General features: G+C 54.6%; 17 protein-coding genes. 10 read left to right on the forward strand and 7 right to left on the reverse strand.

The genetic code is table 11. From position 1 onward, the window contains the following. Positions 1 to 4 precede the first annotated feature (4 nt). Positions 5 to 1294 (reverse strand): nucleotide sugar dehydrogenase, encoded by a 1290-nt coding sequence (locus tag AUP42_RS17200; protein WP_062952804.1) that lies wholly within the window; start codon positions 1292 to 1294, stop codon positions 5 to 7. A 132-nt stretch (positions 1295 to 1426) separates the two neighbouring features. Further along, a complete protein-coding gene (locus AUP42_RS17205; RefSeq protein WP_062952805.1) occupies positions 1427 to 4429 on the reverse strand; it encodes a leucine--tRNA ligase in 3003 nt (1000 codons plus the stop codon). 395 nt (positions 4430 to 4824) lie between these two features. Between AUP42_RS17205 and AUP42_RS17210 the strand changes: the two genes are divergently transcribed. Next, positions 4825 to 5499 (forward strand): DUF5610 domain-containing protein, encoded by a 675-nt coding sequence (locus tag AUP42_RS17210; RefSeq protein WP_062952806.1) that lies wholly within the window; start codon positions 4825 to 4827, stop codon positions 5497 to 5499. 66 nt (positions 5500 to 5565) lie between these two features. On the opposite strand, the gene AUP42_RS17215 is transcribed toward AUP42_RS17210, so the two are convergent. Then, a complete protein-coding gene (locus AUP42_RS17215; RefSeq protein WP_156484646.1) occupies positions 5566 to 6978 on the reverse strand; it encodes a hypothetical protein in 1413 nt (470 codons plus the stop codon). Positions 6979 to 7321: 343 nt separating this feature from the next. Between AUP42_RS17215 and AUP42_RS17220 the strand changes: the two genes are divergently transcribed. After that, positions 7322 to 7933 (forward strand): superoxide dismutase family protein, encoded by a 612-nt coding sequence (locus AUP42_RS17220; protein ID WP_197468309.1) that lies wholly within the window; start codon positions 7322 to 7324, stop codon positions 7931 to 7933. 129 nt (positions 7934 to 8062) lie between these two features. On the opposite strand, the gene AUP42_RS17225 is transcribed toward AUP42_RS17220, so the two are convergent. Then, the gene (locus AUP42_RS17225; RefSeq protein ID WP_062952808.1) at positions 8063 to 9181 is read right to left on the reverse strand and encodes a DNA cytosine methyltransferase; all 1119 of its coding nucleotides are present in this window, start codon (positions 9179 to 9181) and stop codon (positions 8063 to 8065) included. Positions 9182 to 9338: 157 nt separating this feature from the next. Further along, on the reverse strand, positions 9339 to 11474 hold the full coding sequence (locus AUP42_RS17230) for a Z1 domain-containing protein (RefSeq protein WP_062952809.1): 2136 nt from the start codon (positions 11472 to 11474) through the stop codon (positions 9339 to 9341). A 137-nt stretch (positions 11475 to 11611) separates the two neighbouring features. Here AUP42_RS17230 and AUP42_RS17235 point away from each other — a divergent pair, with 137 nt between their 5' ends. The 5 genes from AUP42_RS17235 (at position 11612) to AUP42_RS17255 (ending at position 15359) form a co-directional block, all read left to right on the forward strand. Beyond that, the gene (locus tag AUP42_RS17235) at positions 11612 to 12469 is read left to right on the forward strand and encodes a class I SAM-dependent methyltransferase (protein WP_062952810.1); all 858 of its coding nucleotides are present in this window, start codon (positions 11612 to 11614) and stop codon (positions 12467 to 12469) included. A 125-nt stretch (positions 12470 to 12594) separates the two neighbouring features. After that, entirely contained in the window at positions 12595 to 13338 is a 744-nt protein-coding gene (queC, locus tag AUP42_RS17240; protein WP_062952811.1) for a 7-cyano-7-deazaguanine synthase QueC, read from the forward strand. Between the two features lie 197 nt (positions 13339 to 13535). After that, positions 13536 to 13895: a 6-carboxytetrahydropterin synthase QueD gene (gene queD / locus AUP42_RS17245; protein WP_231858329.1), complete on the forward strand. Its 360-nt coding sequence runs from the start codon at positions 13536 to 13538 to the stop codon at positions 13893 to 13895. Further along, positions 13892 to 14677: a 7-carboxy-7-deazaguanine synthase QueE gene (gene queE, locus AUP42_RS17250; RefSeq protein WP_062952812.1), complete on the forward strand. Its 786-nt coding sequence runs from the start codon at positions 13892 to 13894 to the stop codon at positions 14675 to 14677. Before queD ends, queE begins: the two co-directional genes overlap by 4 nt. A 331-nt stretch (positions 14678 to 15008) precedes the next feature. Next, the gene (locus AUP42_RS17255; RefSeq protein WP_062953002.1) at positions 15009 to 15359 is read left to right on the forward strand and encodes a hypothetical protein; all 351 of its coding nucleotides are present in this window, start codon (positions 15009 to 15011) and stop codon (positions 15357 to 15359) included. Here the strand turns inward: AUP42_RS17255 and AUP42_RS17260 are convergent. After that, on the reverse strand, positions 15356 to 16087 hold the full coding sequence (locus AUP42_RS17260; protein ID WP_082824827.1) for a methyltransferase family protein: 732 nt from the start codon (positions 16085 to 16087) through the stop codon (positions 15356 to 15358). The two genes, AUP42_RS17255 and AUP42_RS17260, sit on opposite strands and share 4 nt — an antisense overlap. Before the next feature lie 39 nt (positions 16088 to 16126). Beyond that, positions 16127 to 17413, reverse strand: coding sequence for a helix-turn-helix domain-containing protein (locus AUP42_RS17265; protein ID WP_062952813.1), 1287 nt, complete (start codon positions 17411 to 17413; stop codon positions 16127 to 16129). A 385-nt stretch (positions 17414 to 17798) separates the two neighbouring features. Here AUP42_RS17265 and AUP42_RS17270 point away from each other — a divergent pair, with 385 nt between their 5' ends. The 3 genes from AUP42_RS17270 to AUP42_RS17280 all read left to right on the forward strand — a co-directional run bounded on the left by AUP42_RS17270 (position 17799) and on the right by AUP42_RS17280 (position 22912). Further along, a complete protein-coding gene (locus AUP42_RS17270) occupies positions 17799 to 18383 on the forward strand; it encodes a PadR family transcriptional regulator (RefSeq protein ID WP_231858330.1) in 585 nt (194 codons plus the stop codon). Positions 18384 to 18508: 125 nt separating this feature from the next. Continuing rightward, positions 18509 to 19681 (forward strand): efflux RND transporter periplasmic adaptor subunit, encoded by a 1173-nt coding sequence (locus tag AUP42_RS17275; RefSeq protein ID WP_062952815.1) that lies wholly within the window; start codon positions 18509 to 18511, stop codon positions 19679 to 19681. A gap of 30 nt (positions 19682 to 19711) precedes the next feature. Then, positions 19712 to 22912 carry an efflux RND transporter permease subunit gene (locus tag AUP42_RS17280; protein WP_062952816.1) on the forward strand — a complete coding sequence of 1067 codons (3201 nt, stop codon included), beginning with the start codon at positions 19712 to 19714 and terminating at the stop codon, positions 22910 to 22912. Positions 22913 to 23031 lie beyond the last annotated feature (119 nt).

Genomic DNA, 23031 nt, shown 5'->3' on the forward strand with positions numbered 1-23031 from the left:
GCTTTTACAACCGCCAAAGGTCGATGCCTGCGGGCACGTCATCACGCGGCAGAATGGCGCGCACATCGACAACGAAGCCGGTACCATCCTTCAAAAGCCCCTCTACTAGTGGCCACCCCTTGGCAACATATTCCCGGTGTGACACCGCCAGCACGACGGCATCCGCCGGTTTCAGGTCGGCATCACCACACAATTTCAGACCATCGAATTCATGCAGAACTTCCTCGGCATCGGCATGATGATCATGGACCTGAACATTTATCCCGGCATCTTCGAGCGAGCGGATGATATCGATCACGCGCGTATTTCGAATGTCGGGCACGTTTTCCTTAAAGGTCAGGCCAAGCACCGTCACAGTAGGGTTCTTGGTCGCTCCTTCGCGCAACAACGCCCGAATGACCTTATTGGCGACAACCTCGCCCATGCCGTCATTCACCCGACGACCGGCCAGAACCACCTGCGGGTAATAACCAAGTTCCTCTGATTTGTGGGTCAGGTAATAGGGATCAACCCCGATGCAATGCCCGCCGACAAGGCCGGGTGTAAAGCGCAGGAAGTTCCATTTGGTGCCCGCGGCATCCAGAACATCACGGGTATCGATACCCGCCCGATCAAAGATCAGCGACAGTTCGTTCATCAGCGCAATGTTCAGATCGCGCTGGGTATTTTCAATCACCTTAGCGGCCTCCGCGGCCTTGATCGTCGGTGCCTTGTGGATCCCAGCCTTGACGACAGATCCATAAACCGCCGCAACGATTTCAAGCGTTTCAGGCGTCTGCCCCGACACAACCTTGGTTATGGTGGTAAAGCGATGTTCGCGGTCTCCAGGATTGATGCGTTCAGGCGAATAACCCACCGTGAAATCGATCCCTGCCTTCAACCCCGAAAGCTGCTCCAGGATCGGCACGCATTCTTCCTCGGTCGCGCCCGGATAAACCGTGCTTTCATAAACAACGATGTCGCCCTTCTTAAGGATTGCACCAACGGTTTTCGATGCAGATCGCAACGGTGACAGGTCCGGGCGGTTTGATTTGTCAATTGGGGTCGGCACAGTCACAATATGGAAATCGGCCTGACGCAAATCGTCCGGGTTATCGCTAAGAAGCAAATCGGCCGCTGCAAGCTCGTGATCATCAACCTCGCCGGTCGCGTCATGCCCGGCCTTAAGCTGGGCAATACGCGCCTTGTTGATATCAAACGCCACGACACGACCGGCTTCGGTCCCAAACGCCACCGCCACCGGCAATCCGACATAACCCAAACCAATAACTGAAATCTTGCGCCCGTGGCTCATTGCTTAACCCTTGAATTTGAATTCTGTCTGACTTCTAGCCAGCACGTGCACAACCGTCAATAATCCCAGTCAAAGACAAACAGGGTATTCGCTTAAGAACGCCCTGTTTGTGTGAAACCTGTCGCGATGAGCTTAACCCTTGACCACAATATTGATCAGTTTCGGGGTCGGCTTGGCGATATAGATCACCTTGACGATCTGCATGCCTTCAAGATGGCGGGCGACATTTTCATCGGCCTTTGCCATTGTTTCGACCGTTGCCTGATCGGTATCGGCCGCCACCATGATCGAACCGCGCTTTTTGCCATTAACCTGAACCGGGACTTCAAATTCGTCGTCCTTAGCCTTTTCGGCGTCAAATGCCGGCCAGTCAAACTTGATCACCGATTTTTTGGAACCAAATTCGGCCTCTGCCATACGGCTCATAAGCTCTTCGCCCAGATGCGGCGCAAAGGGTGCGACCATCAGGGCAAGCGCACGAACATGATCGTCATGCACCGCATTCTGGCGGGTCATGGCGTTGGTCAGTTCGATCAGTGCCGCAATCGCGGTATTCAGCCGCAGTTCGGCGATGTCGTTGGTCACCTTGGCGATGGTTTTATGCAAAAGCGTCTCGATCTTGCCATCGACGTCGCTGGTGCGTTCCATCTGGGTTGCGACCTTCCAGACGTTGGAGAGGAAACGCATCATGCCAACAATCGCATCGGACTGCCACGGCTTGGAACTGTCGAGCGGCCCCATATACATCTCGTAAGTCCGGAAGGTATCAATCGTATATTGATCGCAAATTTCTTCCGGCGGGATGCCGTTTTTATACCGCTTGCCCATTTTGCCAGGAACGGTAATCAGTGCTTCGTTCGTTTTAGCATTGAACGGCTGCTTTTTACCGTCAACATCGCGCATTTCAACATCATGGATGTCGACATAAACGCCGCGCGCGTCAGTATAGGCATCGGCCGTGATCATGCCCTGATTGAACAGCTTCTGGAACGGTTCGGGTGTCGCGACATAGCCAAGGTCAAATAGGACCTTGTGCCAGAAGCGTGAATATAGAAGATGCAGCACCGCATGTTCCGCGCCGCCAACATAAAGGTCGACAGCACCCGGCTTGGCATTGCCATTGTCATCGGTAGTATTGGCCCAATAGGCCGCCGCCGCATCCGATGCAAAAGCCTGATCGTTTTGTGCGTCGAAATAACGCAGATAATACCAGCACGACCCGGCCCAGTTCGGCATCGAGTTGGCATCACGACGGAACGAACGTACTTCGTAATCTGCACCGGCATGGCTGTGGGTCGAACCAACAGCCGCATCCACCGGCAGGACCGAACCATCGGCAAGCACGATCCCGGTGACTTCCATCCATTCCTTGGCACGTGCCAGCGGCGGCTCAGGCTCGGAATTCGGGTCTTCGTTTGATTGCGGTTTGAAATCGGTCATTTCCGGCAGAACCACGGGCAGGGCAGCTTCGGCCACGCCATGCACCTGTCCGGTTTCCTGATCAAACAGCACCGGGAACGGTTCACCCCAATAACGCTGGCGCGAAAACAGCCAGTCGCGCAGTTTGTACTGAACCCGACCGCGGCCGATGTTTCTGGCTTCCAGCCACTCAATGATTTTTGCCTTGGCATCCGGGGTCGAGAGCCCGTTCAGGCTAACCTCGTCATTGGCAGAATTGATTGTATCGCCGATATCGGTCTGCGCGACTTTGAAATCACCAGGGGCGGTTTCGTAACGCGCCAGCAGGGCCGCATCGTCAAGATCGACCGCATCAGCCGGAGCATTGGCTCGAAGCCAGCTTTCCGACGGCTTGGTGGTGGCAACAATCGGCAGGCCGAATTTATGGGCAAATTCGAAATCGCGCTGATCGCCCGCCGGGACCGCCATGATCGCGCCGGTGCCATAGCCCATCAGGACATAATCGGCAATCCACACCGGAATCTGCTGACCATTGGCCGGATTGGTGGCATAGGCCCCGATAAACACACCTGTCTTCTCACGGTTGGCTTCATCCTTGGACGATACCGGACCAGCCAGTTTGACCTCGGCACGATAGGCCGCAACCGCGTCCTTCTGATCGGCCGTCGTCAGCGCATCAACCAGAGGATGTTCTGGAGCCAGCACCATATAGGTCGCGCCAAAAATCGTATCGGGGCGCGTGGTATAGACCGCGATCTTATCCTTGCCGCCATCGGCCAATGCCACCGGGAAATTGACCCGCGCACCGACGGAACGACCGATCCAGCCTTTCTGCATCTCGACAACGCCGTTGGGCCAGTCCAGTCCTTCAAGGTCAGCAACCAGACGATCGGCATAATCGGTAATGCGCAACATCCACTGTTTCAGCGGGCGCTTGTAAACCGGGTAATCACCGCGTTCGGACTTGCCTTCGTTGGTGACTTCCTCGTTCGACAGGACCGTACCCAGCATCGGGCACCAGTTGACCGGAACCTCATCGACATAGGCCAGACGCCCGCGATCAATCGCACGGTCCACTTCCTTGCCTTCTGCCTTCGTACCTTCGCCAATGACGGATTTTGGCTGCGGCACGCCGTCCTCATCCAACAACCATTCCCCGCTTTCAAGCAGCCCGCGAAGCTCGGCAATCGGGCGGGCACGGCCCGTGATGGTCTGCCCCTGCGGGCCTTTCCATTCGACGGTCGGGTCATAGAAGCTGTTGAAAAGCTGAAGGAAAATCCATTGCGTCCATTTGTAATAATCGACATCGGTCGAGGCAAAGCGACGATGCGGATCATGGCCAAGGCCGATCACCTGCAACTGGCGCAGCATGTTTTCGATATTGGCTTCGGTCGTGATGCGCGGATGCTGTCCGGTCTGGATGGCGAACTGCTCGGCCGGCAGGCCAAAGGCATCAAAGCCCATGGAATGCAGCACGTTGAAACCGCGCATCCGTTCGAACCGTGCCTTGACGTCGGTCGCGATATAACCCAGCGGATGGCCGATATGAAGACCAACCCCGCTTGGATAGGGGAACATATCAAGGATGACTTTTTTCTTTTTGGCGGCGTCGAAATCGGCATCGCCCGGATTGGGGGTACGATAGATATCGTTTTCCCGCCAGTAATCCTGCCAGCGCTTTTCAAATTCGCGCGCACTTTCCTGATAGTTCGCCACCGTCAAACAGCTCCTAAACTCAAAATACCGGATGCGGAGAAAACCTCGACGCGTTCCGGGCAAGAAATTCTTGCAACATAACTCGCATAAACCCTGTTCAATAATCGGGCTTGGCCCCTGTTGCAATATCAGAGTGCAGGATAACCGCCACAACCGGCCCCGATGCAAGTCCGAAAAGCCGCGTATCGCGCATGACGGGTTTGCACATCGCCCGACCGAACCTATATAACTGTCTATGGCCTTTTCGCCCCGATTGTGCGATATTAACCGTGCGTAAAGACTTCCGGCGCGCGATCCGTACCAAGCAGGTGCCCGCGCAGGCCATCAGGAAATCACCGTGTATCAAGCCCGATCAAGGATTTGTACACATATAACCCGCGTCCAGGGAGGACGGCATGGATATCACCATCGGCGGACTGACATCGCAGGCAGCAAACGGCTCCAGCCGCAGCGCGCAGTCTTACCTGCCCGGTAATGACGACTCGAAATCCGGGTCGAACAATTCTATTGCCTCCTCTTTTGCCAGTGCGACCTCGGTTTCGCTCTCTTCACAGTCAGCCAATCTTCTGTCGGCCGATCAGATCGTTTCGGCAATCAATGAAAGCCTGTCTTCGACCGGCCTTTCGATCCAGGGTGTCGATCCGTCCGATTACACCCCCGAAGCGGTGGCTGATCGTATCCTTGCCCGTGTCGGCGATCTGATCGCCGCCAATGCCGGAAGCGAGGAAGAAGCCCGCGAGATTTTCGATCAGGCCAGCGAAGGCATTGCCAAGGGACTTGAACAGGCACGTGAATTCCTTGAAGGGCTTGGCGCGCTTAATGACACGATCAATGGCAATATCAACGAAACCGAAGATCGTCTGAACGAGGGGCTGAAATCCATCGAAGCCCGCCTGACCGAACTGTTTGAAAACAGCACGGCCAAGGAAGCAGCCGATACAACGCCGGAACGTGATGAACAGGTCCTTCAGTCGCAGGTCACGCAGACCGCGCAGGCAAGCCAGGCCTATGCCGAAGCCGGCAGCAATACGCAGCGTAACGCCCCGCGTTACGGCACGTCCGCCATCTGATCCTCGCGGTCATAAGCTTATCCCTCCAAACCGGCAGGCATCCCCTGCCGGTTTTGTTTTGCGCCCTCACATCCCCGCCGGTCCCGGCCCGTCATCACCGCCAACGCGAAAAAGCTTTCTCCCCGCATCCTGTATCTTGTTAAACGCGTCCTCGGCCATGAAGCCCGACACGAACGCCATGAAGGTCACGAGGAACGCACTGATTTCGATATTGCCCGATCCGTCCGGCCCGCCCTGGGTCACCATCAGCATCCCGGCCTCGGTAAACAGGAAAATCGCAATCGCGGCAGCAATCCCCTCGCCGGTCATCACCATCAGGCGGCCCGCCGCAGCAAAACCGGTTTCGGGCGCCTGTTCTGCCGGAACCGGTGCCATATCGCCTCCGGCCATCTCAATATCCGCCTCGCCGCCCTCTCCCACCCGGCGATAGCGACGGGTGAAGCTGACGACGGAGCCAAGGCCGCCCGCCGCCACCGTCACCAGCAGTGTCAGGACAATCCCCGGCATCTGAAGCAGAAGCGACAGCACCCCGCCCAGCGGCTGCTGAAACAGGGCGACCAGCGACCGTCGCCCGCCATCATCCGTCGCATCCTCGTCGGCCCAAAGGGCGGCATGTTCTTCGCGCAGGTCGGAAAGCTCCGCCATCAGGCTGGCGCGCAGCCGGTCGGCTTGCGCCTGTTCGGCGGTGATATTGGCCCAGGCCACCTGGGCGCGCGCCGCTTTCTCGCCAAAGCTCATCACCGCATTGCGGATCGCATCGATCCGGCTTTGGATATCGGTTGCAAAGGCCTCGCTCACGCCGGGCGCAAGCTTCATATGCGACAGGGCAGTGTCAAGATTGGCGATCACTTCCTTGCCCTCGTCGGTACGCGCCGTGTCGGGCGAGGGTCGCCCCGCCTCGGCACTGAAATCGCTTTGCGCCAGAAAGGCAAAGGCCTGATTAAGGGCGGCGAGGTAATCGGTACGAAATTCCGGGTCAAACCGGTCTGGCTGCGCTACCATCACCGCGCCTAGCCCAGCATAAAGATCAAACGCGGCCCGCCACGCGGCAATCGCATCCTGCCGCAGCGCCAATCCGTGCCGGGCCGCATTCAGCGACGCAGCGTCCAGCATCCTGATTTCGGTGCGCATGGCATGGATATCGCCCTTAAGCTGTGCCTCGTGATAACCCTGAAACACCAGCCGCTCCAGATCGCCAGGCGAGCTTAGCTCAAGCTCGCGGCTTAAAAGCTCGCGCTGGATATCGGCGGTAAATCCGGCAAACAGGGTCACGACAAACCCTACATACAAAACCACCACCAACCCGGTCAGCATGACAGAGCCCAAAATCGCCGCCCCGCGAACATATAAAACCCGGCCAAACAGAACACGCCGGATCAGATCGCCCAATCCTTTTGCGCCTACGCCGCTGCCAGATGCACCAGATAACGGTGGCCGTGCCGGAGCCCCCGAAGATTGCCGGTCATTCTCCTCTGCCATGGTCTGCGTCTTGCTCTCCGTCCGGTTATGCCTTGATCACGGCGGCCCGCGCCGCCTCAAACCTGACGCTCCCAGACCCGCCCTTGTGACAGCGGCCCCTTTGTCATGCGCTTCCCGTCGCCCCATCAATCCCGCCCCGGCACACCCGCAAAGTCCGGAGCCCATACCGCCCCACAAAATAGCCTCAAACCCCGTCAATACTCCGGTCGCAATTCAACCAAAAAACCAAAGATTTACGGAACAAAGCCCGACCTCACCAGTTTTACAAAGACAGTTTTTCAAAGAACGGCCAAGCCGGCACCATGCCGCCCACGGGCCCGCCCGCAACAGCAGAGGATTTCCCATGTTCCATCGCGAAAACATCTGCCGCCCGAAATCAAATGTCGCTGCCATTCCCACCGCCACAAACGTCAACAATGCCCACCGCATGGCACTGGCGACCGCCGCCACGGCAGCACTTCTAGCCCTTGGTGCAGCGATGGCACTTGTGCCCGGCCATGCCAGGGCGGGCGAGGAAGCCCAATCAAGCTTTATCAATGCAAGTGGTGCGGAAATCGGAACACTGACCGTCAATGGCGTGCCGGATGCCGCGATCCTGAAGATCGAACTTCGCGAACTTCCGCCCGGGCAGTGGGTGGCGTTTCATATCCATGAAAACGGGGAATGCGATGCGCAGGGCGACTTTAAATCCGCTGGCGGCCATTTCAACCCGACGAACAAATCCCACGGCCATGAATTCGCCGATGGCCCGCATGCGGGCGACATAATGAACCAGTATGTCAATGACAAGGGCGAACTTTACGCCCAGATCCTCAATAACGCCGTGCGCTTTGACGGCACCGGCGAAACCGACATCCACGGCAAAGCCGTCATCATCCATGCCGGGGCGGACGACTATAAATCCCAGCCCTCAGGCGATGCCGGGGATCGGATTGCTTGTGCGGTGATTGAATGACAGATTGTCATTCCCTTTGGGAGCCCCTTTTATAGAGTTAGGCGTCACCGAATCTTTCAGAAGAAGTTAGATATCTATAATTACTTGACCCAAAAGTATGAAACTAAAAAAGGACTAAATGACAACAAATCAGTAGCTTAATAAGGGCTCAAATAGATGATGGGCCAAGTGCCTAACAACGGGCGCAACAACACCGTCACCCGTAAGATGGTAGGCCTCGTTATAGTTCTCAGGGAGCTTATAAGTATCATCAAGCCCCATCAAACGTGCAGTCTCTCTCGTCGAAATGAGCCGAGATCGGATATTTTGACCATCTACGATCAGCAAAGTTTGCCGACTAGAGCCTCCGCGAGGTGTACGTAAACATCCCGCAACGTCACTAAACTGGACTTCAGCCCTCTGAACTTTATTTCCATCTGCATCTTTACGCATTCGCCGGTAAACCCCCCCTACCATCCTTCGCTCAGAGCGCTGTGCTGCTGTCACCTTAGCCAAATTGACGGGTGTCATTAACTCTAGCAATCGTGCGGTCTCCGCTTCTGAGTGCCAGACAACGCCTGTTGGGCGATCTTCAATTATGTCTGCGAATGTTACATTTCTGTGTGGAGGAGTTGGCACATTCCACCAAACGAAACTATCTCTACAATTAGGATCTAATTGATTAACGGCCTGTCTCAGACGTTTAGTATGGAATGGCTCGATAGGTTCAGGTGAGACAAGAGCTTCATTCAAACCAATATCGTTTTTTACCCCAATCATGAACAATCGCTTTCGTGACTGAGGCACAAACAGTGAAGCATCGACGACCACAGCGCCGAAGCAATAACCCGACTTTTTATATGAGCGGCAGATTGCCCTAAAATCCTCTCCATCATGGGAAGACAGGGTTCCCAGCACATTCTCCAAAACAATAATTTTAGGCGAACGTTCTTCCAAGATCAGTTGTTCTATAACTTTCCAGAATGGATAGAATGTACCCGAATGCTCACCTTTAAGACCAGCACCACCACCTGCTAAAGACAAATCTTGGCATGGAAAGGATGCCCAAACCAAGTCTATTTCACCAATAATATCTGTAGATGATACCTCTTTCACATCTTTGTCTGTAATCTCGGCATTGCCCCAATTAAGTTGGTAGGATGCCACTTTCTTTTTATCTTTGTCATTTGCAAACAAACATGCCCAATCTGGACCTAGGCCAGACCTAGCCATGCCCCCACCAGCGAAAAATTCGGCAAACGTACTCATCAATGACCCCATAATCTGTGCAAAAGGTTACACAGAAACAAGCAACAACACGGAGATTCTCCGTATTGTTGCTTTTAAAAGATTTTAGAATTTATTTCGATACCAAGGAAACCACAACAAAACCTTAGCGTGAGAACAACTAAAAGTTGCCCCAATCTTACTTTGCCGTTTTCCTTGCAAATACGCATGGTTCAATGTTGCCGGGTGCGATCAGAATAGGCCACCAAAACGGTGTCCCACCCCACCCTTTGTCAACATCTCCTTGTTGCTGCAACATAACAAGAACACATTTTTTACTGCCAGGATCGACAACCCTATTGCGAAGTGCAGGACCAAGAATAGACAGCCCTGATTTGTCACCCGATTTTTCCCGTCCTAATTTACGACCTGTTTCTGCTAGTAGAAAAAGCTCATCTGACTGACCGGCTACGTCAGAAAAATAGTCTATTAGGCCTTTCATAGCGTCCCATTCAAATTCAGAAATGGGAAATTTCATAGTTTTTTGACACAAATCGATAATTTCGAACGCACTGTCTCTATTAAGCGCAACCAAATCATGAGAATCACGCCATTCGTCACGGATTAGATCATTTAACCGCTTTTGCAAATTTACCATCTTCTGACCAGTTTGAACGTTGAAACCAGTTGGAAGAAGAATACCGTTAGGACGAATTGCAACAACATCGCTTAATTGTATTTTATTCGGCGCACAGGGACGTACCTTTCGGTCTGCATCTGTTTGAATGAAAACAACTCCACAATCGTGGGCTCCAGTTTCAAACGCCTCTCGTAAGGCATTTTCAAACTCATTAATCGTATACAATCTATTATATACATCGTCCGAAGTATAGAACCGGGTAACAGCTAAGTCTGACCGCTTTCTCGCTCCATACATCCGTGAATGTTGCAGAACCGTATCGGCCTGCATCATTCTTGGGTTCCTTCCATAATAGAAGGAGATCAAATTAGGAATGGTAATACCCCTATCCAGAATATTACCTCCAACATATATGTTAAAAGGTGTCCGAAGCTTGAGTTCTGCCTTTTCATCCAGAAGATTCATAACATCTTTATCAGAATTAACAGTCTCCTTTACAAAGGAGTCGCTCAATATCGCCTCTATAAACTGAGTGAAAGAAACATCCTCACTTGGCATTCTACCTTTGTCCGCACCAACAGATGCGTACAAATCATCGTATGCCTCTCTGAACAAAGGCTTTAAGCTCGCAGGATCACTTTCAGCTTTTTCGATTAGGCTATTAAATATCCAATCGATAACTTGTTCCTGCCATGAATGAGCGGACTTTTGAGTATCATTGTGAATGATCATGGCGTATTTTTGCCGCTTCTCGCCCATTTCACTTTGCTGCCAACGCCGGACACAGACAGCAACAACGAACGTCACGATTGCTCGCCTTAATCCTGCTGTGTTTGGACTCTCAAAGACTTTATCAGGGTGTATTCTTCTTTTATCGGCCTTCCGAAGCGCGTCCTGCTCATTCGCATCAACATCGACAATTAGGTAATGACGAGGATCGTCTTCCAAATGACCACCGAAGTAATCGTCACCGCCGATGTAACCACTGTGAATTGGCAGCAACTCCGTGAATGCCGGTTTCTTTGGCTTAAAAACGAAGTTATTCGAATTTATGTTTTCGTAACCTTCGGGCTGCAGATATAGTGAGTACGGGGTTGCAGTTACTTGTAAAAAGGCGACTCCTTTATCTGTCATCCTTCTAATTTCATCCATCTGATCTGCAATCTTTCCTTGCTCAATATCACCCTTACCTTGTTTACGGACAAATCTAACGCTTGCCAAATCGGCCTCGTCATCGACGAGAAGAACTTTCCTCCCATGTAAAGCCTCATGGTTTTCCATGAAACTTATCAATCTCTCTAAATTCTTTGTTTGTTTCTTTGCAACGACTACAACTTTTCTACCTAGTTCACTTTTCGTTAGCCGCCCCGGAAGCTTCATTATATCTAAAACCAGAAGCTCATCTTCATCAATGAACTCATCAAAATCAGAACTCAGCCGTGCAACCGTTTGTGCAGATAGAGTTTTGGTTCCTTTTGTAAGAACGATTGCGATATCGAAACCACGATCAAAAGCTCTTGCGATAACGCCAACAAAGCCTCTAGTCTTTCCCGACTGAATTTTCCCCAAAAGCATTCCAGGTCTATCGCCAGAAGTCGAAACTTTCTCTAACTGATTTACTACCCTTTCAATACATTCAGCCAGACTATCGTCATCTTTTCTTTTATCTCTTAAACGCGCGTAGAACCCTTGCATAAAGCCCTCGTAATTTAATTAATTAGATACTTGAAACAAAGTAGAACAAAACACACCAAAATATAAAACAAAAAAATCCCCTTCGGCATAAGCTATACAAGAGTAAAAATTCCACCCTTAAAGATAGTATTCAACAAATGAAATCGACAAACACTTGGCACCACCTCTCCTCAGACTGGCTGAATTGGGCAGATCAACTCGCCCCCGCGGCACAAAAGATCAATCGACATCTGGTCGAAGCACTCGATCTGCCAGCTTTGGCGCAGGCCGCTGGCGGGAAAGACCTGATTGTGCTTGATCTGGCGTCTGGGGTTGGGGAACCGGCCTTCGGGATTGCGAGGATGCTGGCTAGCGAAGATGATCCCGCCCTGCACGGCCAAGTGATCGCATCGGACATCGTGCCGGGCATGTGTTCCGGTTTGGCGGAACGCGCCGGGGCCGAGGGGATTGGCAATCTGTCGGTGGTTGCGGCTAATATGGAAAAGCTGCCCTTTGGGGCGGGGACGATGGATGCGATTTCGTGCCGGTTTGGTGTGATGTTTTGCCATGATCCCGATGCCGCCCTTGGCGAAGCCAACCAGATGTTGCGTACCGGTGGCCGGGCGGCTTTCATGTTGTGGGCACCGCTGGTCGATAATCCGTTATTTGCCGCCATGGACGGGGTTCTGGGCAATATGCTGGGGACCGGGTTTGACGATGCGGGGCTTGATCTGTTTGGCTTTGCCGATCCCGCGTCGGCGACTTCGCTCATGGCACGGGCCGGGTTTGGCGATGTCACAATCACCACCCATAGTCCCGCCGGGCGCATCCCGGAACGCGCGGCATTCTGGAAGCCGCAGATGGAAATGCTGTTTGGGCCGCAATTGCGCAAAGCGTCGGATGCGGAACGCGGGGCGATTGATGCCGCAATGTTCGAAGCGCTCCGTCCTTATGTGACGGACGGGTATTTTCAGGTTCCGATTTGTTTTCATGTACTTGCCGGGGTGAAGGGGTAAGCCCCTACGCAAAACGGCGTTTTTCCCTTGATTTCCGTGATCCTTCGTGTCAAACCGCGCGCCTTGGAAGGGATGTTTCCTTCCCCTGTCGTAGCACCAGGTTAAAAACACGAAAGACATGACATATGAAGACGATTGTCGTCTGTTCTGGCGGGCTGGATTCCGTCACGCTGGCCCATAAGGTTGCGGCCGAGCATAAACTGCATTCCCTGATTTCGTTCGATTATGGCCAACGCCATAAAAAGGAACTTGATTACGCGGCGCGTGCCGCACGCGATCTTGGCGTCAAACATCACATTGTTGATCTGACACCGGTTGGCGCACTCCTGACCGGGTCGTCACTGACATCTGATGATATCGATGTGCCCGACGGCCATTATGCCGAAGAAACCATGCGCATCACCGTTGTGCCCAACCGCAATGCCATCATGCTTGCGGTTGCGTTCGGGGCTGCGGCGTCGGCCGGGGCGGATGCAGTAGCAGCGGCCGTTCATGGCGGGGATCATTTCATCTATCCCGATTGCCGTCCCGATTTCATCAAATCGTTCCAGACGATGCAGAACCACGCCCTTGAGGGTGTGCGCGACGTGTCGCTTTATACCCCGTTCCTCCGCGGATCAAAGGCCGATATCGCCGCCGAAGCCGCGCGTCTTGGCGTGCCGATTGATCGCACATGGTCGTGCTACAAGGGGGGTGAAACCCATTGCGGGCGATGCGGCACCTGTGTCGAGCGGCGTGAGGCGCTTGAACTTGCCCGTGTGCCCGATCCGACGGTTTATGTCGATCGCGATTACTGGAAACAGGCAAGGGCGGAGCATATGGCGCGCAGCCTTGGAACAGAGGCGGAAGTGCAACCTTCCGGGGACTAAAAGCCGCTGGACCAAGCATGGTGGGGCACGATGGATGCCCGCTTTCGCGGGCATGACGAAGGTAAGGTAATCCCCCCAAAACCGTCACTCCCGCGCAGGCGGGAGCCCAGTCTTTCGCACCGCAGACTCACAGACACAACCCGGCCGCAAGCCCTCCGTCGTATCGCGGGCACGGGCGCGCCGTATCGAAAGCCATTATGATGTTTACCATCACCAAACAATTCGCCTTTTCCGCCAGCCATCAATTGGCCGGGCTTGATGCCGATCACCCGTGCGCGCGCCTGCACGGGCATAATTACATTGTCGAAGTCGAGCTTCGCGGTGCGGAGCTTGATGCGCGGGGGTTCGTGCGCGATTACCGTGAACTCGGCCCGCTCAAGAAAATGATCGATGATGAATTCGATCACCGACACCTGAACGAGGTCCTTGGCCACGATCACGCCACCGCCGAACGGCTTGCCCTTTTCTTTTACGAATGGGCGCATGACCGCTGGCCCGAAGTCAGCGCGGTACGGGTTTCCGAAACCCCGAAAACCTGGGCGGAATACCGGCCATGAGCGGGACGGAACTTGCGCCAGAGCTTGGAGCGGAGCTGGCATCCGATAAAATCCGCATATCGGAAATTTTCGGGCCGACCGTGCAGGGCGAAGGGGCGCTGATCGGCATGCCGACGGTGTTTGTCCGCACCGGGGGATGCGATTTTCGCTGTTCATGGTGCGATACGCTTTATGCCGTCGATCCGGCCTTTCGCGCCGACTGGAAACCGCATACGGCGGCCGAGGTCATGGATCGCGTCCGCACCCTTTCGGGTGGCAAGCCGATCCTTGTGACCCTTTCGGGTGGCAACCCGGCGATCCAGCCGTTAGGCGGGTTGATTGCGCTTGGCAAACGCGATAGCTTTACCTTTGCCATCGAAACCCAGGGCAGCATCGCTCGTGACTGGTTTGCCGATCTTGATTACCTGACGCTAAGCCCCAAACCACCAAGCAGCAGTACCGATTTTGACCCGCGCGCCCTTGCCGCCTGCATTAATGCTGCGCGCGCCAACGGCGTGCTTGACGGTCCGGCGATCACGCTTAAATTCCCGGTCCGCGATGATGCCGATCTGATGTTTGCCGACCATGTCCGCAAACTGCACCCCGATATCCCGGTCTGCCTGCAACCGGTCAATACCACACCTGCCGAGCCACACCCGGACGGGGCGAATGGCGTTGATATTGCGGGACTGACGGAACGCTATCGCTGGCTGGTGGATCAGGTATCAGAACGCGGCTGGTTTAACATCCGTGTCCTGCCGCAATGGCACGTCCATGTCTGGGGCAACCTGCGCGGGGTGTGATTTGCAGCTGTCGCTTTATGCAATAGGGCGGGCACATTGCTCTCCTATGGATGTGAACCCGCCAGATCACTAACTGAATGCCTGCCGCATTTTTTCTTATTTCGTCCCCCATATCCCGCCAAACAGCCCCCCATTTGCGAAATTGCGGGGCACTCACCATATTTAAGAGAGAAAGCCGGTTTGACTTCTCGCGCAGGACGCACATAAAGACCGGCAATCATGCTGTTTTGGGGCGAGCAGGAGCGGATTAGATCCGCTCGTTACACGGTCGCGCGAAACTGCCGGAAGCTTGGCCTTTGGTCCATTCCGGAAGCCCGAAGGAGCCATGATCATGACGATCACCCGCACCACGCATCGCAGTGTTACCTTCTATCACCCGTTTCGTCTGACCGGGCATGACCGGCTATTTCCACCCGGCATTTACGAGGTCGAAACCACTGAGGAACTTGATGCGATGGCCGCCACCCGGTCCTACAAAAAGATCGAATGCCGCATGCCGGTTCTGGTCGAAGGCAGCCGCGACATGGAGGAAGAAATCCTGATTGTCGATCCCGCCGCCCTTGATGCGGCACTGGTTCTTGATGCCGATCCGCTGCGCGAGGAAGAACGCGAAGCCCTTCTTGGCAGGCCGGGCACCCCCGCCAAACCACCGATTGCCAATGGTGGCGCCAGCCAGCATTAGGGCAAATACACCAGCGGCGTGATCCAGCCCTGTTCCTGCATGACTTTTACCCCCTCCAGCAGCGGCCCGGCGATCAGGAACCAGCAGCCATCGCGAATGGTGCGCAGGAAAACGGGTGGCTGACAGACCAGCGGGCTTTCATCGCGCCATCGGAAAGTTGCCGGGCGAAATCGTGGCACCGTAATCAGGTAACGGTAATATCGCGGGCCGAAACTCTGCTTTAACACCGCCTCCTCGCGCAGGGTCACCTCGCGCAGGACAATCCAGCAGACAATGGCAAACAGTCCGGCAATCACAATGCTGCCGCTTTGCGCCCCTGCGCCGAATGCACCGATGATCGAAAACAGATAAAGCGGATTGCGGCATAGGGAATAGGGACCGGTCATCACAAGTTCGGTCTTTTTGCGCCCGCCGATATAAAGTACGCACCAGCCACGCCCAACGATGCAGATCATGATGGCGATAATCCCGGTGGCCTCGATCACATCATGGATGTTTGTTGTGCGTTGCCAGCTTGCCTGTGCGAGCATCACCAAAAGAAGCATCATCAGACCGCCGATCCGCAAGGTTCCCTTGCGGATACGCTGCACATTCCGAAGACCATCATCATGGCGCTCGGCGGCGTTTATGACGTTGCCGTCTCGAACGACCGTGTTTCGGTCATTGTTTTCGCAGGGTTTGCTACTGGCATTATGGCTGGGCTTGAAATGGTTTTTTGGTTGGATCATGTCGGCAGGTTCCTGTTTTGAAATCCTGCCAACCCTGCTCTATTGCGCTGCGTCCGACGTCCGGCCCTGCCCATCCGGCCCGTCCGGTGTCACTCCGGACGCTTGCGATTCTGCGACGGCCCGCGCGTTCGCCCGCACCGCACTTGGCGTATCCCCGGTCAGCTTTTTGAACGCCAGATTAAAGGTCGACTTCGAATTGAAACCGACACTAAGCGCCACATCCAGGATGGTGCGGTCCGGCTCGGCAATCAGTACTGCACGGGCTTCCTCGATCCTCGCACCATTGACATAATCAAAGAAATTCTGCCCGATATGATGGTTCAAAACATAGGATAACTGATTGGGTGAAACCCCGATGGCACGGGCAAGCTTCGGAAGGGAAACCAGCGGGTCCAGCAGCAGATCTCCGCGCTTGCGAATCTCATCAAGCCGCCTTCGCGCCAATGCCACACCGTCATCGTCAAGCAACGGCCGTGTAATCGGTTCCACCTCGGAACCCGGCAGAGAAGGCGCAGCAGGAACCGCCGCAGAAACAGCATTGCTTTCCGAGCCGTGTACTGGTTCGGTCAGGTCCTCTTCATCCACCTCACCGTCGCCCGGCCAATCGGGCATGACAAACAAAACCGGCTGGGTCGCAATCTCATAGCTAAGCGCGAACAGCAGTAGCAAAAATGCCACCCCGGTTCCCGACATCGCCAGGTCTTCAACATAGAAAAATGCCGCAATCTTACCCATAAGGGCCGTCAGGAAGATCAGGCTCACACCACCGAGAATGACCGCCATCCAGCGGCGCATCGCGTTGCGATCCGCTCCGAGCTGTTCCTGTGCCTGACGAAAATACCGATGTGCCACCTTCCAGATCAGCAAAACATAAGTCCCCGCCTGCGCGAAAATCGCAAACCAGCAAAAACTGCTGATGGCGGCAGGAACAGTAAAACTATGTTGGAAATTATCAGAAATGGGCATGCCATTGGTGATCGACCATGCCATGAGGTTCAGAACCACACCTGCCAACACAAAATGTACCCAAGGCTGACGTGACGGGACGCCCGAAACTTCGCGGAAGTAAAGATAAACAGCCGGGGCAATCAGGAAATTTGCCGGAATGAATATCATTTCGACAACCTGATAGCTCTGCGGGGAAAAGAATACCTCGGCGACATCTTCGAACAGGTTGAACGCCACGGACGTCAGGAAAAGCATCATCCAGCGATTGGCGCGAAACGCGCGCGCGCCCTCGGAACGCAACAGCAGGCAAAGGAATGCTGCCTGCGCGATGCCAGCTACAGCCACAATCAGATCAAGATAGTCATATATGTCGTTCATGAACCTGTCTTATCCCGTTTGATCGGAGCCCGGCATTGCCCCCTTGCCGGGATGAAGAATTATCGTCCTATATCGTTTCAATATGCACAAACAAACACAATCGGCGTCCGACAATGCACAGCCGGACGCCCGAACAGGCGAAATCAGACAGTTTGCTTCTTGGACCAGTATGGCTACCCCAAAACGGATGATTAAACATTCGTCAGTTTTGTAACAAACCACCTGCATCGATCGTCATGAAACTACAACGCGTATTAAATTGACTATATCAGTTCGATATACTAAGAATCGATATATATCGAACTGATATAGTCATTCCAGCATCTTCCCCCGCCGGAATGGCAATCGGATCGAGATGCATAACAGGATGGATACCGGACAGAATATGGATGTACGCACTTTGTGCCTTGGCGCCCTGATGGGTGGTGAAGCAACCGGATACGAGATTCGCAAAATGTTTGAAGATGGTACTTTCAGCCATTTTCAGATCGCGTCTCTTGGTTCGATCTATCCGGCCCTGACCAAGCTGACGCAGGACGGCATGGTAACCTTTGTCGAACGCGAACAGGAAAATCGTCCCGACAAAAAGGTTTACCAGCTGACCAGTGAAGGCCGCCGGACATTCCTGCGGACACTTTTGCAGACCCGTCCGGGCGAGGATCGTTACCGGTCCGACATCCTGTTCATGCTGACCTTTGCCGAGGAATTGCCGATCGAGCTCACTGAGGCCCTGATCGATGAATTCGCCGCCCGTCACGAAATGATGAAAATCGATATTGATCCGGACAATCCGCGAAAGGATGAATGTCCGCTCGCCCATGGTCGCGATGAAGACGGCCAACCAACCCCCGGGTGCCGCTTTGTTGCCGGACTTGGACAAGCGATGTGCGAAGCGACCCTTAACTTCATCCGCCAGAACAAGGCAGGACTGATCGAGGAATTGCGAACTCGCAAAGACAAGAAAGCCTGACCTGTCGATAAGAATAAAAACAATACCAGAAACAACAACAACAAGAACCGCAAGGTCACTCTGAACGCGCCACCGTATCAAGTGCCACACGCATTCCGTTTGGGCATATCTGAGGGAATTGAACCATGAATGCTTCACGCCTTGTCGCCATCGTACTTGCACTTGGGGCTGTACTTTGGGTTGGATCGGGATTACTGGCCGGGGACGAACCGGCCGAGACGGCGGAAACTTCCGCATCCGGCATGGACGAAAATGCCGCCCCGATTCCGACGGAATCACCATCAGCCGGGCACGCCCCACGTGCCGCCGTCCGCGTCAGAACCAGCGAAGCCGTCGAACATGTCGATATGCTGCGTATTTCGGGACGCACCGAAGCCGTTGTGTCGGTTGAAATCCGTGCCCAGATCGATGCAACCGTCGAACAGATCGGCGCGGTCAAGGGACAACGGGTGAAGAAAGGAGACCTGCTGGTCAAGCTGGCGGTTGAAGACCGTTTGGCCCGTGTTGAAAAGGCGCGCGCCCTTGTGGCCCAGCGCGAACTTGAAAACAGTGCAGCCAAAAGCCTTGCAGAAAAGAATTACCGTTCGAAAACCGGCGTTGCGGAAACCAAGGCGCTTCTGGAAGAGGCGCGCGCGGATTTGAAACTCGCACAGATCGAACTGACCCATACCGAAATCCATGCCCCGTTCGACGGTGTCGTCGAAGACCGCCCGGCGGAAATCGGTGATCTTCTGTCGATTGGCGATCCGGTCGCGACCCTGATCCAGGCGGACCCGATGCTGGTAGTTGCCCATGTTCCCGAACATTCGATTGGCGATATCCAGAACGGACAGCTCGCAAATATCACGCTGTTTGATGGTCGCGAGGCCGATGGCGTTGTGCGGTATGTTTCCCGCGTTTCAGACAATTCAACCCGGACCTATCGGGTCGAGGTCGAAATCGAGAACACCGATCTGAGCATCCCTGACGGCATGACCTCGGAATTGCAAATCCCGATTGGCACCAAGATGGCCCATCGTGTTGTCCCGTCGGTTTTGACACTCAATGACGAAGGCCAGGTCGGCGTGCGCGGAATTGTCGATGAGGACAAGGTTGCGTTTTATCCGGTGCAGCTTCAGGGCGGGAACCGTGACGGTATCTGGATCGGCGGATTGCCAGAAAAGATCGACCTGATCGTTGTCGGCCATGACTGGGTCAAGGAGGGTGCGACTGTCGATGTCAGCCGCCTTGAGGCAGACAATGGGTCCGAAGGGATGCAGGACATGGCAGCAGCCCCCAAGGAAACGGTCGCGCGATAAGCGTGGCATTGAGGAACCGGAGACAGAAGAATGTCCCTCATTGATATTGCGCTTGACCGTTCGCGCACCGTTATCCTGACCCTGATCCTGCTTTTGGTGACCGGTTGGGTGGGGTACAACGCGATCCCCAAAGAAGCCGACCCGGATGTGCAGATTCCGGTCCTTTATGTGTCGATGCATCATGACGGTATTTCGCCCGAAGATGCCGAACGGCTTTTGCTGCGTCCAATGGAACAGGAACTTCGCACCATCGAGGGTGTGAAAGAAATGACGTCGCAATCCTATCAGGATGGCGCATCGGTCACGCTTGAATTCTATTCAGATGTCGATATTGACGACGCGCTTGCCGATGTGCGTGAACGGGTCGACATTGCCAAATCCGAACTGCCCGACGAAACCGACGACCCCGAAGTTCACGAGGTCAACCTGTCGCTGTTCCCGGTTCTGGTCGTGACACTTGCCGGTGAAGTGCCCGAACGCACCCTGTTGCGTCTGGCGCGCGATCTGAAAGATGACATCGAAGGCATCCCTGCGGTCCTTGAAGCCAACCTTGCCGGTGACCGCGAGGAACTGGTCGAATTTGTCATCGACCCGATGAAGGTCGAGGCCTATCGCCTGAACGGTGTCGATATCGTTTCGCTGGTCCGCAATTCCAACGCACTGGTGGCGGCAGGTGCCATCGATACGGGATCGGGCCGTTTCAACATCAAGGTTCCCGGCCTGTTTGAAACGGTCAATGATATCCTTGATATGCCGCTGGTCGTCGACGGGGATTCCGTCATCCGGTTCCGCGATATCGGCGAAGTCCGCAGGACTTTCAAGGATGCCGAAAGCTTTGCCCGTCTGAACGGCCAGTCGGCCATCGCAATCGAGGTTTCCAAACGTGTTGGCGAAAACATCATTGATGTGATTGACAACATCAAATCGGTCACCGCCGACGCCGCCCAATCCTTCCCGCCCAACGTCACCGTCAGCTATTCGCAGGATAAATCATCAGATATCCGCACCATGCTGACCGACCTTCAGAACAGTGTGATCCTTGCGATCCTGCTGGTGATGGTGGTGGTGATCTGGTCGCTGGGCTGGCGGTCGGGACTTTTGGTAGGGCTTGCCATTCCGGGGTCGTTCCTGACGGCTATCCTGATCCTTTGGGCTCTGGGCATGACGGTCAATATCGTCGTTCTGTTCAGTCTGATCCTTGCGGTCGGGATGCTGGTGGATGGTGCAATTGTTGTAACCGAATATGCTGATCGCAAGATGCTGGACGGGTTGCCGCGCAAGCAGGCCTATCCGTTGGCGGCCAAACGCATGGCGATGCCTATCATTGCATCCACAGCAACAACGCTTGCGGCCTTCCTGCCGCTGGCATTCTGGCCCGATATCGTCGGCGAGTTCATGAAATTCCTGCCGATCACGGTTCTGTTTACCCTGTCGGCATCGCTGGTTATGGCCCTGATCTTTGTGCCGACGGTGGGCGCATGGTTTGGCAAGCCCGGTTCGGCATCAAGCGAGGCACTGGACGCGGTTGCCGCAGGCCGGATGGATCGTTTGCGCGACCTTAAGGGCGGAACAGGTTTTTATGTCCGGCTGCTTAAAGGTTCATTGCGGTTGCATTGGCTGGTTGTGCCGATGGCATTTGTCATCCTGATCGGTGTGTGGGCGGCATTTGGGGTATTTGGTCGCGGGGTGGAGTTTTTCCCCGCGGTCGAGCCCGAAGTCGCCGCCGTTCAGGTACGTGCACGCGGCAATATGTCCTACTATGAACAGGATACGTTGCTCAAAGAAGTCGAGGACCGCATTCTGGGCCTTGATGCCAAGCACGAAGGCGAACACTGGTTTGATACGGTCTATGCCCGCTCGGGCCGCAGTGCAAGCAGCGGCGGCAACGATACCCCCGAAGACGTGATCGGTGTCATCCAGCTTGAATATGCCGACTGGCAATCGCGCCCGAAAGCGACCGAGATCGAACATCGCATCCTTGAAGAAACGGCCGATCTCGCCGGATTACAGATCGAAATTCGCGCCGCCGAAGCAGGCCCGCCACAAGGCAAGGATGTCCAGATCCAGTTGCGCTCGCTTTATCCCGACGCGCTGGATGAAACCGCAACCATGCTGATGACCGGATTGCAGGAAATGGGCGGTCTTTACAATTTCGAAGACGGCAAATCGCCCCCGGGCATTGACTGGGAATATACTGTCGACCGTGCACAGGCCTTGAAATTTGGGGCGGATATCACCCAGATCGGCAATGTGATCAAACTGGTAACCAACGGGATCAATTTTTCGACCTATCGTCCGGATGATTCGACCGAGGAAATTGACATTGTCGGGCGTTATCCGGCTGAACACAGATCGCTTGAAGAACTGCAAAGTCTTCAGATCGTGACCGACAAGGGTCTGGTACCACTGGCGAATTTCGTCAAACGCACGGCAAAGCCCAAAACCGGCACATTGTCACGCGTTGACAGCCGCCGTGCCCTGACGGTGAAGGCCGACGTTGCCGAAGGCATTCTGGTCGACACCAAGGTCCAGGAGGTCAAGGAATGGATGAAAACCCTTGATATCGATCCACGGGTTTCGGTCGAATTCAAGGGGCAGGACGAAGAACAGCAAAAATCTGCAGACTTCCTGAAAAACGCTTTTTCGGTCGCTCTGTTCATCATGTTCGTCATTCTTGTAACCCAGTTCAACAGCATATCCAGTTCGCTTCTCATCATGATCGCGATTGTGATGTCAACGGCTGGTGTGTTCCTTGGCTTGATGATCACCGGACAGGCGTTTTCAATTGTCATGAACGGGATCGGGGTCGTGGCACTAGCCGGCATTGTGGTAAACAACAACATCGTTCTGATCGATACGTTTGACCGGCTCAAACACAGTGCCGACAGTATCGAAACCGCCATCCTGCAAACCGGGGCACAGCGTTTGCGTCCTGTGATGCTGACCACTGTTACCACGATCCTTGGTCTGGTACCGATGGTGTTGCAGATCAATATCGACTTTGCCGAACGTTCGATGTCGATTGGTGCGCCCTCTACTCAATGGTGGGTCCAGCTTTCGACATCCATCGCGTTTGGCCTGGCATTTGCCACCGTCCTGACCCTGGTCTTTACCCCCTGTGCGCTGATGATGCGTCACAAGGCGGGGATCGGCTGGCGGAAACTGAAAGTACGAATAGCAGAAAAATTTGGCCGGGATGGTACACCGCAATCGGCCGATCACGGGGCGTAAAACCCGGCGACCTCTGGCATAACAGAAAAAACCGCGCGACATTCCCCCCCGACCCCGCCGCGCGGTTTGACCGGCCCCCAGCCACGCATTGGGGGCCGGTCACTTTTTGGGGGAACAGA

Origin of the sequence: Thalassospira lucentensis, assembly GCF_001613805.1 — a bacterium.
Classification (GTDB): Bacteria; Pseudomonadota; Alphaproteobacteria; order Rhodospirillales; family Thalassospiraceae; genus Thalassospira; species Thalassospira lucentensis_A.

Coding starts and splice junctions, on each gene's coding strand:
- AUP42_RS17215 (WP_156484646.1), bottom strand. CDS start 6,978: ATGGCAGAGGAGAATGACCGGCAATCTTCGGGGGCTCCGGCACGGCCA.
- queD (WP_231858329.1), top strand. CDS start 13,536: ATGATGTTTACCATCACCAAACAATTCGCCTTTTCCGCCAGCCATCAA.
- queC (WP_062952811.1), top strand. CDS start 12,595: ATGAAGACGATTGTCGTCTGTTCTGGCGGGCTGGATTCCGTCACGCTG.
- AUP42_RS17220 (WP_197468309.1), top strand. CDS start 7,322: ATGTTCCATCGCGAAAACATCTGCCGCCCGAAATCAAATGTCGCTGCC.
- AUP42_RS17210 (WP_062952806.1), top strand. CDS start 4,825: ATGGATATCACCATCGGCGGACTGACATCGCAGGCAGCAAACGGCTCC.
- AUP42_RS17230 (WP_062952809.1), bottom strand. CDS start 11,474: ATGCAAGGGTTCTACGCGCGTTTAAGAGATAAAAGAAAAGATGACGAT.
- AUP42_RS17200 (WP_062952804.1), bottom strand. CDS start 1,294: ATGAGCCACGGGCGCAAGATTTCAGTTATTGGTTTGGGTTATGTCGGA.
- AUP42_RS17270 (WP_231858330.1), top strand. CDS start 17,799: ATGGATGTACGCACTTTGTGCCTTGGCGCCCTGATGGGTGGTGAAGCA.
- AUP42_RS17275 (WP_062952815.1), top strand. CDS start 18,509: ATGAATGCTTCACGCCTTGTCGCCATCGTACTTGCACTTGGGGCTGTA.
- AUP42_RS17260 (WP_082824827.1), bottom strand. CDS start 16,087: ATGATCCAACCAAAAAACCATTTCAAGCCCAGCCATAATGCCAGTAGC.
- queE (WP_062952812.1), top strand. CDS start 13,892: ATGAGCGGGACGGAACTTGCGCCAGAGCTTGGAGCGGAGCTGGCATCC.
- AUP42_RS17280 (WP_062952816.1), top strand. CDS start 19,712: ATGTCCCTCATTGATATTGCGCTTGACCGTTCGCGCACCGTTATCCTG.
- AUP42_RS17235 (WP_062952810.1), top strand. CDS start 11,612: ATGAAATCGACAAACACTTGGCACCACCTCTCCTCAGACTGGCTGAAT.
- AUP42_RS17225 (WP_062952808.1), bottom strand. CDS start 9,181: ATGAGTACGTTTGCCGAATTTTTCGCTGGTGGGGGCATGGCTAGGTCT.
- AUP42_RS17255 (WP_062953002.1), top strand. CDS start 15,009: ATGACGATCACCCGCACCACGCATCGCAGTGTTACCTTCTATCACCCG.
- AUP42_RS17265 (WP_062952813.1), bottom strand. CDS start 17,413: ATGAACGACATATATGACTATCTTGATCTGATTGTGGCTGTAGCTGGC.